A 13,731-nucleotide genomic window follows, 5' to 3' on the forward strand; every position below is an offset into this window, starting at 1 on the left:
GCTGATTCAATCCACCAACCTATATAGCCCCTCTACACCTAAATCTGCTCCTTCTCAACAGCTGCTGAAATCCAGGTCCTATTTCAACCGGCCGGCCTTGCGGCGCATGATCTCCTGCACGGGCACGTTCTCAATCTTGCTCTCCAGCCAGGAGATAATGTCCAGGTACAGGAAGGGCCGCCGCTCGTAGGGATTCTCTGAGATGGCCATCAGACGTTCCTTCAGGTCTTTGAACGCCTCCCTCACCTGATTTGGGGCGATATTTCCCACATTGCGCAGAAAACGGAAGATCTCTACCTGCATCTGCTGCTGGTTGTCCATCTTGCCCAGGAAGTGGTACACCGTCCTGATCTGGTAATCCAGGGTGTCATCGTCGTAGCCGGCTTCGTAGTGCGCAATCAGGTTCAGGATGCGGGCGAAACACTGCAGGTCCTCGCGCAGGCTGGTGTTGCGGTGGTGGATGACCTTGTTGAGGTACTCAATGGCTTTCTTGAAGTTGCCGCTGCCAAAGTAGAGGCTGGCAATCTTGTAGTAGAACACCAGCATGCGGTGCGGGTCTAGCTGCGCCTGAAACCCCTCCAGGTTCTTGAGCACCCCCGGAATCACCTGCAACCCCTCGGTGAACTTGCCCTCCAGAAAGTACGCGTTGATCTTGTTGGTATAGATGTAAAGGAAAAGCAGCGTGTCAATGTTGGGGTTAGAGCGGCGCTTGGGATCATCGGCAAACTCTTCCAGCTGGCGCAGCACCACTACAAACTTAGAGTGGTAGAGCAGGTTGTAGAGCGCGTTGAGCAGGTTGTGCATGCCCTTGATGTAGAGCACCGGCCGGCGCTCCTTCATGTGCGGATACGCATCAAACAGGTCCACCCACTTCTGGGCGAAGCGGTAGCAGGCTTTTAGGTCCTGGGTCATGAGGTGGTACCACACGTGCGCCTGGTAGTAGTACAGCTTCTCATAAAAGCCGGCGGTGCGCAGGTCTATTTGGGGCACGTTTTCCTGAAAAAAGGCCGAAATCGCCTCATGGTCCTGTTGGTTCCTGGCCAGGCCCACCTTAAGGTAATGCCCGTACAGCCGCAGGGCCACGTTGGAGAACTGGTGCATCCGGAAGAGGTGAGACGCCACCTGGGTGGCTTCCTGGCTCAGGTCCTCGGCCCGGCCGCTCAGGCTGCGCGTGATGTACTGGCTTTCAATCAGCTTCTCAAAGTCAATGGCCGTGAGGGCAATGTGCGGCAGCTCGTACTCCAGGGCCGTGCTCTTCACCTTGTCCAGCAGCTTGAGGCTTTGCTGGTAAAAGCCCTTGTTGTAGAGCACCCGGGCGTAGTCCAGCTGCTCGTGCAGCTGGATGTCCAGGTTCTGCGGGGCGTGGTACGTGCGCAGGCTGGAGAGCAGGTGCTTGTACAGGTTGTTCTTGAGGTTGGCTAGTTGCGCCTTCTTAATGCTGGGCACCTGCTTTAAGATCTTCTCCTCGTTCAGGGTTTCCTGCTGGTCCAGGGCGTCAAACAACTGCAGAAACTTCAAATCCTCACTGGAGCCGCTCTTGTTGGTGAACAGCCGGAAGTGCCGTTTCTCTGAGGGGGTGAGGGCTTTGATTAATTGAAAAACAGGATCAATATTTTGGTTGGGCATTGTAAGTGAAAGAGAGGTAAAATATTGATTTTTAGGCGGTTGTCTTTTAGAATGCAGTGCTTGGAAATAGTAGGCGCGGGTAAAATTGTTTTTCTATCTAGTATTAGTACGCACTTCTTTGTATCAGAACAAGAAGCCAAATAAACAATGTCAGTTCAGAAGATACAAATATTTGATACAACGTTGCGCGATGGCGAACAGGTGCCCGGCTGCAAATTGAACATGGAGGAGAAGTTGGTCATTGCGCGGCAACTGGAGCTTCTGGGGGTGAATGTGATTGAGGCGGGCTTCCCGGTTTCCAGCCCCGGCGACTTTGAGGCGGTGCGTGCCATTGCGGCCCAAACCAGAGAGGCCACCGTGTGCGGCCTCACCCGCGCCGTGGAGAACGACATCAGGGTGGCTGCCGAGGCCCTTAAACCGGCCCGTTACCCCAGAATCCACACCGGTATTGGTACTTCTGAATCACACGTAAAGTTCAAGCTGCGCACCACCCAGGCCGATGTCATTGAACGGGCCGTGGCCGCGGTAAAACTGGCCAAAAGCTTTGTGGAAGACGTGGAGTTCTACGCCGAAGACGCCGGCCGCACCGACAATGAGTTCCTGGCCATGGTGTGCGAGGCCGTGATCAAAGCCGGGGCCACCGTGCTGAACATCCCCGACACCACCGGTTATTGCCTGCCCAATGAGTACGGCGCCAAAATCAAATACCTGTACGAGAATGTGCGGGGCGTGCAGAATGTAACGCTGTCTACCCACTGCCACAATGATTTGGGCTTGGCCACCGCCAACTCCATCGCGGGGGCCGTTAACGGGGCCCGCCAGATTGAGTGCACCATCAACGGGGTAGGAGAGCGCGCGGGTAACACGGCCCTGGAGGAAGTGGTCATGATCCTGCGCCAGCACCCTTATTTGAACCTGGATACCAGCGTGAATACTCGCCTGCTGACGGAGACCTCGCACCTAGTATCACACATGATGCGCATGCAAGTGCAGCCCAACAAAGCCATTGTGGGCGCTAACGCGTTCGCGCACAGCAGCGGTATTCACCAGGACGGCGTGATCAAGCACCGTGAGACCTACGAGATCATTGACCCCAAAGAAGTAGGGGCCGAGGATTCTTCCATTGTGCTCACCGCCCGCTCCGGCAGAGCTGCCCTGGCGTACCGCATGCAAAAATTGGGCTATGCTTTGGAGAAAGAAGCCTTAGATAAAGCATATACCGCCTTCCTGGAAGTAGCAGACAGAAAGAAAGAAGTAGTAGACGAAGACCTCCATTTAATGGTGGAGCAGGACAATCTGGTTTCTGCAAATTAAATACCCGCTGTCATCTTGAAAGTACATGGCATAAGTGAGAAGGAAAAAGTAGAAGAGAGCAGCCTTACCAGATGACAAACGTGACAACTATGGCAAAGACATTATTAGATAAGATTTGGGACGCTCACGTAGTGAAGTCCATTCCCGGTGGGTTAGATGTGTTTTACATTGACCGTCACCTCATACATGAAGTAACCAGTCCGCAGGCGTTTGATGAGATTGAGGCGCGCGGCTTGCCGCTGTTCCGCAAAGAGCAGATTGTAGCTACCGCCGACCATAACGTACCTACCAAGAACCAGCACCTGCCTATTCAGGAGCCGCTGTCCCGGTTTCAGGTAGATAAACTCACCGAGAACTGCGCCAAGCACAACATTGAATTGTACGGCCTGGGGCATGAGAAGCAAGGCATTGTGCACGTAATGGGGCCGGAACTGGGCATCACCCAACCGGGCATGACCATTGTGTGCGGCGACAGCCACACGTCTACCCATGGAGCCTTTGGCGCCATTGCGTTCGGAATTGGCACCAGCCAGGTAGCGCAAGTGATGGCCTCCCAGTGCTTGCTGCTGAGCAAACCCAAGAGCATGCGCATCACCGTTGATGGGGACGTGAGACCCGGCGTAACGGCCAAAGACATTATTCTCTACGTGATTTCCAAGCTGGGTACCGGTGGAGCAACAGGGTACTTTGTAGAATATGCGGGCAGTGCTTTCCGCAACCTGAGCATGGAGGGCCGCATGACCGTCTGCAACATGTCCATTGAAATGGGCGCCCGCGGCGGAATGATTGCCCCTGACCAAACCACCTTTGATTACCTGAACGGTCGCGAGTTCGCGCCGAAGGGAGAGCGCTGGGATCAGGCGGTGGCCTACTGGTCAACCTTGTTCACCGAAGAAGGAGCCGCCTTTGACAAAGAACTGACGTTTGACGCCGCCGACATCGCGCCCATGATTACGTTCGGGACCAACCCGGGCATGGGCATGGCCATTGACGCCCTGATTCCAACGGAGGTGCCAGTAAGTGAGCAAGCCAGCTACAGCAAATCATTGCAGTACATGGGTTTCCAGCCGGGTGAGTCGTTGCTGGGCAAAGAGATTCAGTACGTGTTCATTGGCTCTTGCACCAACTCCCGCATTGAAGATTTGCGCCAGGTGGCTAGGTTTGTGCAGGGCAAGAAAAAGGCCCCGCACGTAGAGGCCATCATTGTGCCGGGTTCCAAGCAAGTAGAGAAACAAGCCATTGAAGAAGGCATAGACAAAGTGCTCGCCGAAGCTGGTTTTGAGCTACGGGAGCCGGGCTGCAGCGCTTGTCTGGCCATGAACGAAGACAAGATTCCGGCCGGTGCTTACTGCGTGTCTACCTCTAACCGCAATTTTGAAGGCCGCCAGGGACCAGGTTCCCGCACCTTGCTGGCCAGCCCGTTGGTGGCGGCCATCACCGCCGTGGAAGGAAAGATTGTGGACATCACCCAATACCTGAATTAGTCAGATGGAAAAGTTTGAAGTGCTTCAATCCACAGCGGTTCCGTTGCCGATTGAGAATATAGATACCGACCAGATTATCCCGGCCCGCTTTTTAAAGGCCACCTCGCGCGAAGGCTTCGGGGAGAATTTATTCAGAGACTGGCGCTTTGACAATGCTGGTCAGCCCAAAGCGGATTTTGTCATGAATACCGGCCGCTATAGCGGAAAAATTCTAGTGGCAGGCAAAAACTTCGGGTGCGGTAGTAGCCGTGAGCACGCTGCCTGGGCCATTTATGATGCCGGTTTCAAGGTGGTCATCTCCAGCTTCTTCGCTGATATCTTCAAAGGCAATGCGCTGAACAATGGCCTGTTACCGCTGCAGGTGAGCGATGAGGTGCTGGCAAGATTGTTGGCCCAGATTGAGCAAGACCCGCAGACCACGTTGGTAGTGAACCTGGTGAACCAGGAACTGGAAGTGCCGGTGTGGGAAGAAAAAATCTCTTTTGAGATTGATGCCTACAAAAAAGAGTGCCTCATCAATGGCTATGATGACATTGATTTTTTAGTGAACCAGAAAGAAGCGATAGAACAATACGAAAGCAACAGACCATGGGCGTATTAACCAAAAGAATAGCCGTTTTACCCGGCGACGGAATCGGGCCGGAAGTTTGTGCCGAGGCCCTGAAAGTCTTGGAGGCGGTGTCTGAGCGTTTCGGGCACCAGTTTGAGCTAGACGTGCAACTCATGGGTGCCTGTGCCATTGACGCCACCGGCGACCCGCTTCCGGAGTCTACGCTGCAAGCTTGCTTTGAGGCCGATGCCATTTTGTTAGGCGCCATCGGGGACCCGAAATATGACAACAACCCCGCTGCCAAAGTACGCCCGGAGCAAGGGCTGTTGCGCCTGAGAAAATCCTTAGGCTTGTTCGCCAATATCCGTCCGGTAACCGCCTATGACGTGCTATTAGAGCATTCGCCCTTAAAAGCAGACCGCATTCAAGGGGCTGACATGCTGATTTACCGCGAGCTGACTGGCGGTATCTACTTTGGGGAGAAAGGCCGTACCGCCGATGGAGCGTATGACCACTGCACTTATACCCGCGAGGAAATTGTGCGCATTGCGCACCTGGCCTTCCAATCAGCTACCACGCGCCGCAACAAACTGACCTTGGTAGACAAAGCCAACGTGCTGGAAACCTCTCGCCTGTGGCGCGAAGTAGTGCAGCAGATTTCCCCGGAATATCCGAGCGTAGCGGTTGATTACCTGTTTGTGGACAACGCTGCCATGCAGATGATTCTGAACCCCAAGCAGTTTGACGTGATTCTCACCGAGAACATGTTCGGGGATATTATCTCAGACGAAGCTTCGGTGATTGCCGGTTCTTTGGGCTTGCTGCCTTCGGCCTCAGTAGGAGAGACCGCCGCGTTGTTTGAACCTATCCACGGCTCCTTCCCGCAGGGCAAAGGCTTAGGCATTGCCAACCCTATTGCTACCATTTTGTCAGTGGCTATGATGTTGGAGCACTTCGGAATGTATGATGAGGCGACTTTGGTGAAAGAAGGTGTGGATTATGCCCTCCGAAGAAAGGTATTGACCCCTGAACTGAACAGCGATAATCCTTATACCACTGAGCAAGTGGGCTGCTTCATCGCTGACTACGTGCAGGAGGGTGGCGAGTGTTTCCGGCACCTGAAGAACCTGGAATTGGGCTTGAGCACCATCATCTAAAATTGCGTTTTCGACCTGTTTTTCTAAAAACAAGCCGAAAACAGGAAATAGAAGTTTTTGAGTCCTGAGACTCGCGCTAGTCAAGGAATAAAGGTGCGTTTTTAGCCTGTTTTTCAGAAAACAGACCAAAAACAGAAATAAAAAGAATACAGATGCGACACCGGTCGGTCATTTACATTATTAGCATTTGTCCTCTGCCGCAAGGTGGGTAGGATAGGTCCCATACAACCTTTGGGAGCCTTTCTACCCGCCCGGTAGAAAGGCTCTTTTTTTACAGCAACATCAAGAATCACAAAGAATTACCAGCCATGGCGTTAAATAAATACAGCGGCATTTACACCAAAGACGACAGCCTTCCGGCCTCTCAGGCCATGCTGATAGGGTCAGGGGTGAAAGAAGAAGACCTGCGCAAACCGTTTGTGGGCATCTGCTCTACCGGCTTTGAAGGAAACACCTGCAATATGCACTTGAACGGCCTCGCCGATGCCGTGAAAATAGGTGTGCAGGCCAACGGCATGGTGGGCCTTCGGTTCAACACCATTGGCGTGAGCGACGGGATTACGAACGGCAACGCAGGCATGCGCTACTCTTTGGTGAGTAGAGAACTGATTGCTGATTCTATTGAGGCTATGGCCGGTGCGCATTACTATGATGCGGTGGCCACGGTGGTAGGCTGTGATAAAAACATGCCGGGTGCCTTGATTGCTATGGCGCGCCTCAACCGCCCGTCGGTGATGATTTACGGCGGTACCATCAAAGGCGGTGAGTACAAAGGCCAGAAACTGAACATTGTGTCTTGCTTTGAGGCCTACGGCAAGAAACTGAACGGCACCATCTCAGACGAAGATTACCGCGGCATCATCCGGAACGCCTGCCCGGGACCAGGTGCCTGCGGCGGAATGTACACCGCCAACACCATGGCGGCCGCTATTGAGACCTTGGGCATGAGCTTGCCGTTCTCTTCCTCTTCTACGGCCGTGAGCGCAGAGAAAAACCAGGAAGCGCTTGACACCGGAGCCTACATCTTGAACCTGCTGGAGAAAGACATCAAGCCCAGAGACATCTTAACCCGTGAGGCCTTTGAGAATGCTTTGGTCATGATTACGGTGCTGGGTGGTTCTACCAACGCGGTGTTGCATCTCATTGCCATTGCCCATGCCGCGGGCGTGCATTTGACCATGGAAGATTTCCAGGACGTGAGCAACCGCGTGCCGGTTCTCGCCGACCTGAAACCGAGCGGCAAGTACCTCATGGAAGACCTTTCCGCGTTGGGCGGCGTACCGGCGGTACAGAAAACGTTGCTGGAAGCCGGATTGCTGAACGGTGATTTACTGACCGTCACAGGCAAAACCCTCGCGGAGAACTTAGAAAATGTGAAACCGCTGGGCGCGGAACAGGACTTGTTGAGACCGCTTTCCAACCCCATTAAATCAGACGGCCACATTCAGATTCTATACGGCAACCTGGCTTCTAAAGGAGCCGTGGCGAAGATTTCGGGGAAAGAAGGTTTGCGGTTTGAGGGCCCGGCCATTGTGTTCAACTCTGAAGAAGAACTGAATGAGGGCATCGCCGCCGGAAAGATTCTACCGGGTCAGGTCGTCGTCATTCGGTACGTGGGGCCCAAAGGCGGTCCGGGTATGCCCGAAATGCTGAAACCCACCTCAGCCATTATGGGTGCTGGTTTAGGCGATAAAGTAGCCCTCATCACCGACGGTCGTTTCTCGGGTGGTACCCACGGCTTTGTGATTGGCCACGTGAGCCCCGAAGCCTATGACGGCGGCACCATTGCCTTGGTAGAAGACGGCGACTGGATTGTGCTGGACGCCGCCACCAACACCATTGACGTGCAGCTGAACGAGGCTGAACTGGCCATCAGGAAAAGTAATTGGAGAAGACCAGCCCCTAACGTGCAGAGCGGGGTGCTATTGAAATACATTAGAACGGTAAGTGATGCCAGCCACGGTTGTATCACCGATTTACAAGACGAAGCCTATGTTAACGCAAGAGAAACAAGCCCCAGCCTTGCCTGAGACAGACACCCAGTTGAGCGGTAGCCAAGCGCTGTTGCACGGCTTCGTGGTGGAAGGCGTAGATACTATCTTCGGCTATCCGGGCGGGGCCATCATGCCCATCTATGATGCCCTCTATGACTTTGAATGTGACTTGAAACACATACTGGTGCGCCACGAGCAAGGCGGCATTCACGCTGCCCAGGGCTACGCCCGAAGCTCCGGCAAAGTAGGCGTAGTGTTCGCTACCAGCGGCCCCGGTGCTACCAACTTAGTGACTGGTCTCGCCGATGCCTTGATTGACAGCACGCCCTTGGTTTGCATTACGGGTCAGGTATTCGCGCATTTGCTGGGTACTGATGCGTTTCAGGAAGCTGATGTGATTGGCATTACCACGCCCGTGACCAAGTGGAATTACCAGGTAACCGATGCCACCGAAATTCCAGAGGTACTGGCCAAGGCGTTTCACATTGCCCGCAGCGGCCGTCCCGGTCCGGTCTTGATTGACATTACCAAAAACGCTCAGCTGCAGAAGTTCGCGTTTCAGGGCTACACGCCGTGTGACCACATCAGAAGCTACCGCCCTAAGCCCATTGTGCGCAAAGAATACATCCGCCAGGCGGCGGAGTTGATTAACAAAGCCAAGAAGCCGTTCGTGCTGTGGGGTCAGGGCGTGATGCTCGGCTCCGCCGAACAGGAATTCAAGGCTTTCCTAGAGAAAACCGGGATTCCCGCGGCCTGGACTATCATGGGCGCGGGTGCGTTGCCCACCGACCATCCGCAGAACGTGGGCATGTTGGGCATGCACGGCAACTACGGTCCCAACGTGATGACCAACGAGTGCGATGTTTTGATTGCCATTGGCATGCGCTTTGATGACCGCGTGACCGGCCGTCTGGACAAATACGCCAAGCAGGCCCAAGTCATCCACCTGGACATTGACCCCGCCGAGATTGACAAAAACGTGAAAACCACCGTGCCCGTGTGGGGCGATTGCAAAGAAACCTTGCCGCTGCTCACCCAAATGGTGGAAACCAAACAGCACACCGAGTGGCTGGCCAAGTTCCGGGAGTTTGAGCAGAAAGAAATTGACGCGGTGATACGTGAAGAGCTGTTCCCAACCTCAGAGGAAATGACCATGGGCGAGGTGATTCAGCAATTGAATGAACTCACCAAAGGCGAAGCCATTATTGTCACCGATGTGGGGCAACACCAAATGGTGGCCTGCCGCTACGCCAAACTCAACCACACCCGCAGCAACATCACCAGTGGCGGATTGGGCACCATGGGCTTCGCCTTACCAGCCGCCATCGGGGCTAAGTTTGGGGCACCTAATAGAACCGTGGTGGCCGTGATTGGCGACGGCGGTATGCAGATGACCATTCAAGAACTGGGTACCATCATGCAGAGCGGCATTGACGTGAAAATCCTGATTCTGAACAACCAGTTTTTGGGCATGGTGCGCCAGTGGCAGGAGCTGTTCCATGAGCGCCGCTACTCGTTCGTAGACATCACCAGCCCAGATTACGTGCAGGTGGCCAAAGGCTACGGCATACCCGGCCGCAGCATCAACCAGCGCGAAAACCTGGTAGAAGCCTTGCAGCAGATGCTCAGCAACCCCGGCTCTTTCCTGCTGGAAGTAATGGTGACCAAAGAGAACAACGTGTTCCCAATGGTGCCGCAGGGCTGCAGCGTGAGTGAAATTAGATTGAAATAACCTTGCTAAACCAAGAAAGAGATGAGTGAGCAAGCGCCAATAGAACGGCAGGAATATAATATCACGGTGTACACAGAGAACCAGATTGGGTTGCTCAACCGCATCGCGATGATATTCTCGCGCCGCAAGATGAACATTGAGAGCCTCAACACCTCGCCCAGCGAGATTGAGGGAATTCACCGCTTCAACATCGTGATACACGAGACCGAGGAAGTCGTGAGCAAGATTGCCCGCCAGATTGAGAAGCAGGTAGAGGTGCTCAAAGTGTACTTCAACACCAACGAGGACGTGATTTGGCAGGAGATGGCGCTTTACAAAGTGCCTACAGATATTGTGGCCGAAAAAGCCAAAGTAGAGCGTTTGCTCCGCGAAAACGGAGCCCGCGTGGTGGTCATCAGAAAAGACTACACCGTCTTTGAAACCACCGGCCACCGCGAGGAAACCGACAACCTCATTAAGATTCTGCAGCCGTTCGGGCTGATTGAATTCGTGCGGAGCGCCCGCATCGCCATCATCAAAGACAGTGACGGCTTCAACCGCAAACTGCGTGAGTTTGAGCGGGCAGAACCAGGCCATGACGTGGTAGAGAACGAATTCCTGAACAGCCGCGAGAAGGTGTTCACCATGTAATTCTGCTGCGTGGAAGAATAGTTTACAAAGCTGTTTTTGGCCTGATTTTCAGAAAGTAGGCAAAAAACAGACTATGGCGCGGAAGTTACTTCCGTGACTAACAAGAAGAAGGCATTTCCAACTGGCGCGAGACTTCAGTCTCGTGACAAAAGATGAAGCGAACGCTCCAGACTCGCCGGGAACCACAAGGAGATAATAGGGAGTCCGGAGACTCCAACCACATATCGGCACGAGTCTGGAGACTCGCGCCGGAGACAAGAAAAAGTAAAAGTCGTTTTTGGCCTGATTTCTAGAAAAGAGGGCAAAAACGCAAAGAGCGCAGAAGTGCTTTTTTTAGATGTGTAAATCAACTTATAACCCTTATTAGCAAACAGTAAAATGGCAAAGATCAATTTCGGCGGTGTAGAAGAAACCGTGGTAACCCGCGATGAATATCCGTTGGCAAAAGCCCAGGAAACTCTGAAAAACGAAGTGATTGCGGTGATTGGCTACGGCGTGCAGGGCCCAGGCCAGGCGTTGAACATGCGGGACAATGGCTTTAACGTAATTGTGGGCCAACGCAAGGATTCCGCCTCTTGGGAGAAAGCCAAGCAAGACGGTTTTGTGGAAGGCGAAACCCTGTTCTCCATTGAAGAGGCCGTGGAGCGCGGCACCATCATCTGCAACCTACTGTCAGACGCCGGTCAGATTGCCGTGTGGCCCACCATCAAAGAAAGACTCAAGCCGGGCAAGACCCTGTACTTCTCGCACGGCTTCGGCATCACGTTCAAGGAGCAGACCAATATTGTGCCCCCGGCCGATGTGGACGTGATCCTGGTGGCGCCCAAAGGCAGCGGTACCAGCCTGCGCCGTCTGTTCTTGGAAGGCGGCGGGTTGAACTCCTCCTTCGCGGTGTTCCAGGATGCCACCGGCAAAGCCTACGAGAAAGCCATTGCCATGGGCATTGGCGTGGGCTCTGGCTACCTGTTCGAGACCGATTTCAAAAAAGAAGTGTATTCTGACCTGACCGGTGAGCGCGGCGTGTTGATGGGTGCCCTGGCGGGTATCATTGAGGCCCAGTACCAGGTGTTGCGCCAGCGCGGCCACTCGCCGTCTGAAGCGTTCAACGAAACCGTGGAAGAACTGACCCAGAGCTTAGTGCCTTTGGTGGGCGAGAACGGCATGGACTGGATGTTCAGCAACTGCTCGGTAACGGCCCAGCGCGGTGCCTTGGATTGGAAAGGCAAGTTCCGCGAGGCTACGTTGCCGGTATTGAACGAACTGTACGACAGCGTGGCCTCTGGCCAGGAAGCCGCCCGTACCATTCAGCGGGGTTCCACCCCGGGCTACCGTCAGGAACTGGAGGCCGAGCTGAAAGAAGTCCGTGAGTCTGAGTTATGGCAGACCGGGGCTACCGTAAGAAAGCTCCGCTCCGGAAGATAAGTTTTCGCCCTTACTTAGGAGGGCGAAGGATAGAAGATGCGTTTTCGGCCTGTTTTCTCCAAGACAGGCCGAAAACATAATTCCATGCCGGTGCGCGTCTGGAGATGCGCGCCAGCGAATAAATTACCTGTTTCCCAGAAAACAGCCCCAAAACGCCTTGCCGTACCGCCTCTCTCGCTGGGGAGGCGTTGGGGTGGGGCCAACCAGAATCACCATGCAGAAAGTGTTAGCGTCAGTAGAGAACGTAGTCACGTTGGGCAATGTAGAGAAGGCGGCCAAAAACCTGAAGGGAGTGATTTACAAAACGCCCCTCATGAAAAACCTGTGGTTGTCGCAGACCTACGGGGCCGAGATTTATCTGAAGCGCGAAGACCTGCAGGTGGTGCGGTCCTACAAGATCAGAGGAGCCTACAACAAGATTTCTTCCTTGTCCTCTGAGGAAAGGGAGCGCGAGATTGTGTGCTCCAGCGCCGGGAACCATGCGCAAGGGGTGGCCTATGCCTGCCAACTGCTGGGCATCAAGGGCTACATTTTCATGCCCGCCCAAACGCCCGCCCAAAAGGTGAACAAAGTGCGCCTTTTCGGGAAGGACATGGTGGAGGTGGTGCTCACCGGGGCCACGTATGATGACACGTTCAAGGCCGCCAAGGAGTTCTGTGATGCGCGGGGCAGCGCCTTTATTCCGCCGTTTGATGACCTGGCCATTGTTGAGGGCCAAGCCACCGTGGGGCTGGAGATTTTTAAAGACGCTGATTTTGCCGTGGATTACCTGTTCATGCCCATTGGCGGCGGTGGCCTGGCTTCTGGGGTGTCCAGCGTGTTTAAGCAAGTAAGTCCTCACACCAAACTCATCGGGGTGCAGCCGCTGGGCGCGCCGTCTATGTACCAGTCCATCAAGGAAGGGCAGCGGCAGGCCCTGGACACCATTGACTCGTTTGTGGACGGGGCCGCAGTAAAGTGCCCCGGCGAAATCACCTTTGAAATTTGCCGCGAACTGCTGGACCAAGTGGTGCTGGTGCCCGAGGGCCAGGTCTGTGAGGATATTTTAAAGATGTACAACGAGGAAGGTGTGGTCTTGGAGCCGGCCGGCACCCTGAGCATCTCGGCCCTGAAATCGTTTGCCGAAGAAATCAGGGGCAAGAACGTGGTGTGCGTGCTCAGCGGCAGCAACAATGACATCACCCGCATGGAAGACATCAAGGAGCGCGCCCTGCAGCACCAGGGCCTCAAGCACTACTTCATGGTCACGTTCAACCAAAAGCCCGGCGCCCTGCGCACCTTCGTGAACCACGTGCTGCAGCCCGAGGATGACATCATCCACTTCCAGTACATCAAGAAGAACAACAAGGAAAAAGGGCCGGTCTTTATTGGGGTAGAGGTAAAACAGCCGCATGACGTGGAAGGCATTAAGCTGCGCATGCTGGAAGAAGGCTTTGCCTACGAGTACCTCAACGGCCGGCAAGACTTCCTGAATATGTTTGTGTAAGAGCCAGTATAGTTTGTTTTAGTCTGTTTATTTAGTGTTGTGTTGACGGAACGCCCCGCCCCTGAAAAGGGAGCGGGGTTTTCTGCTTTCAGCGCCGGTCTGTTTCAAGGGTGTTTTTCAGAAAAGGCACCATAATCAGGAATTAAGATTGGAACAGAGCAAGCCCACAGTTCCAGTTTTCAAGTGCCGAATTTTAGTTGTCGATTTTCCTCTCAGGTACTACGCATTCGGTTCCCCTTTGAAGGGAGTAGGGAGATGAGTACTCGTGCAGATTAGGCATTCTGGAGTGTCTTCTTTTTTCTATGGCGCGGATTTACTTCCGTGACTAATTGATAC

At 54.1% G+C, this 13,731-nt stretch carries 10 protein-coding genes; 9 read left to right on the plus strand and 1 reads right to left on the minus strand.

Translation table 11 applies throughout. From position 1 onward, the window contains the following. Positions 1-78: 78 nt before the first annotated feature. A complete protein-coding gene (locus tag JT718_RS01895; RefSeq protein WP_205499974.1) occupies positions 79-1,626 on the minus strand; it encodes a hypothetical protein in 1,548 nt (515 codons plus the stop codon). 147 nt (positions 1,627-1,773) lie between these two features. On the opposite strand from JT718_RS01895, the gene JT718_RS01900 reads away from it, so the two are divergent. The 9 genes from JT718_RS01900 to ilvA all read left to right on the plus strand — a co-directional run bounded on the left by JT718_RS01900 (position 1,774) and on the right by ilvA (position 13,395). Next, entirely contained in the window at positions 1,774-2,940 is a 1,167-nt protein-coding gene (locus JT718_RS01900; RefSeq protein ID WP_205499975.1) for a 2-isopropylmalate synthase, read from the plus strand. A gap of 89 nt (positions 2,941-3,029) precedes the next feature. Next, a complete protein-coding gene (gene leuC / locus JT718_RS01905) occupies positions 3,030-4,424 on the plus strand; it encodes a 3-isopropylmalate dehydratase large subunit (protein ID WP_205499976.1) in 1,395 nt (464 codons plus the stop codon). A 4-nt stretch (positions 4,425-4,428) separates the two neighbouring features. Then, complete coding sequence (gene leuD / locus JT718_RS01910; RefSeq protein WP_205499977.1) at positions 4,429-5,025, plus strand: 3-isopropylmalate dehydratase small subunit; 597 nt, start codon at positions 4,429-4,431, stop codon at positions 5,023-5,025. Further along, on the plus strand, positions 5,013-6,131 hold the full coding sequence (gene leuB, locus JT718_RS01915) for a 3-isopropylmalate dehydrogenase (RefSeq protein ID WP_205499978.1): 1,119 nt from the start codon (positions 5,013-5,015) through the stop codon (positions 6,129-6,131). The genes leuD and leuB overlap by 13 nt, the downstream gene beginning before the upstream one ends. A 308-nt stretch (positions 6,132-6,439) precedes the next feature. Continuing rightward, a complete protein-coding gene (ilvD, locus tag JT718_RS01920) occupies positions 6,440-8,161 on the plus strand; it encodes a dihydroxy-acid dehydratase (protein WP_205499979.1) in 1,722 nt (573 codons plus the stop codon). Further along, positions 8,124-9,857: a biosynthetic-type acetolactate synthase large subunit gene (gene ilvB / locus JT718_RS01925; RefSeq protein WP_205499980.1), complete on the plus strand. Its 1,734-nt coding sequence runs from the start codon at positions 8,124-8,126 to the stop codon at positions 9,855-9,857. Before ilvD ends, ilvB begins: the two co-directional genes overlap by 38 nt. A 21-nt stretch (positions 9,858-9,878) precedes the next feature. Continuing rightward, complete coding sequence (gene ilvN, locus JT718_RS01930; RefSeq protein WP_205499981.1) at positions 9,879-10,487, plus strand: acetolactate synthase small subunit; 609 nt, start codon at positions 9,879-9,881, stop codon at positions 10,485-10,487. Positions 10,488-10,865: 378 nt separating this feature from the next. Next, the gene (gene ilvC, locus JT718_RS01935) at positions 10,866-11,909 is read left to right on the plus strand and encodes a ketol-acid reductoisomerase (protein ID WP_205499982.1); all 1,044 of its coding nucleotides are present in this window, start codon (positions 10,866-10,868) and stop codon (positions 11,907-11,909) included. A 214-nt stretch (positions 11,910-12,123) separates the two neighbouring features. Next, positions 12,124-13,395 carry a threonine ammonia-lyase IlvA gene (gene ilvA / locus JT718_RS01940; RefSeq protein WP_205499983.1) on the plus strand — a complete coding sequence of 424 codons (1,272 nt, stop codon included), beginning with the start codon at positions 12,124-12,126 and terminating at the stop codon, positions 13,393-13,395. Positions 13,396-13,731 lie beyond the last annotated feature (336 nt).

Origin of the sequence: Rufibacter psychrotolerans, from assembly GCF_016924645.1 — a bacterium.
Classification (GTDB): domain Bacteria; phylum Bacteroidota; class Bacteroidia; order Cytophagales; family Hymenobacteraceae; genus Nibribacter; species Nibribacter psychrotolerans.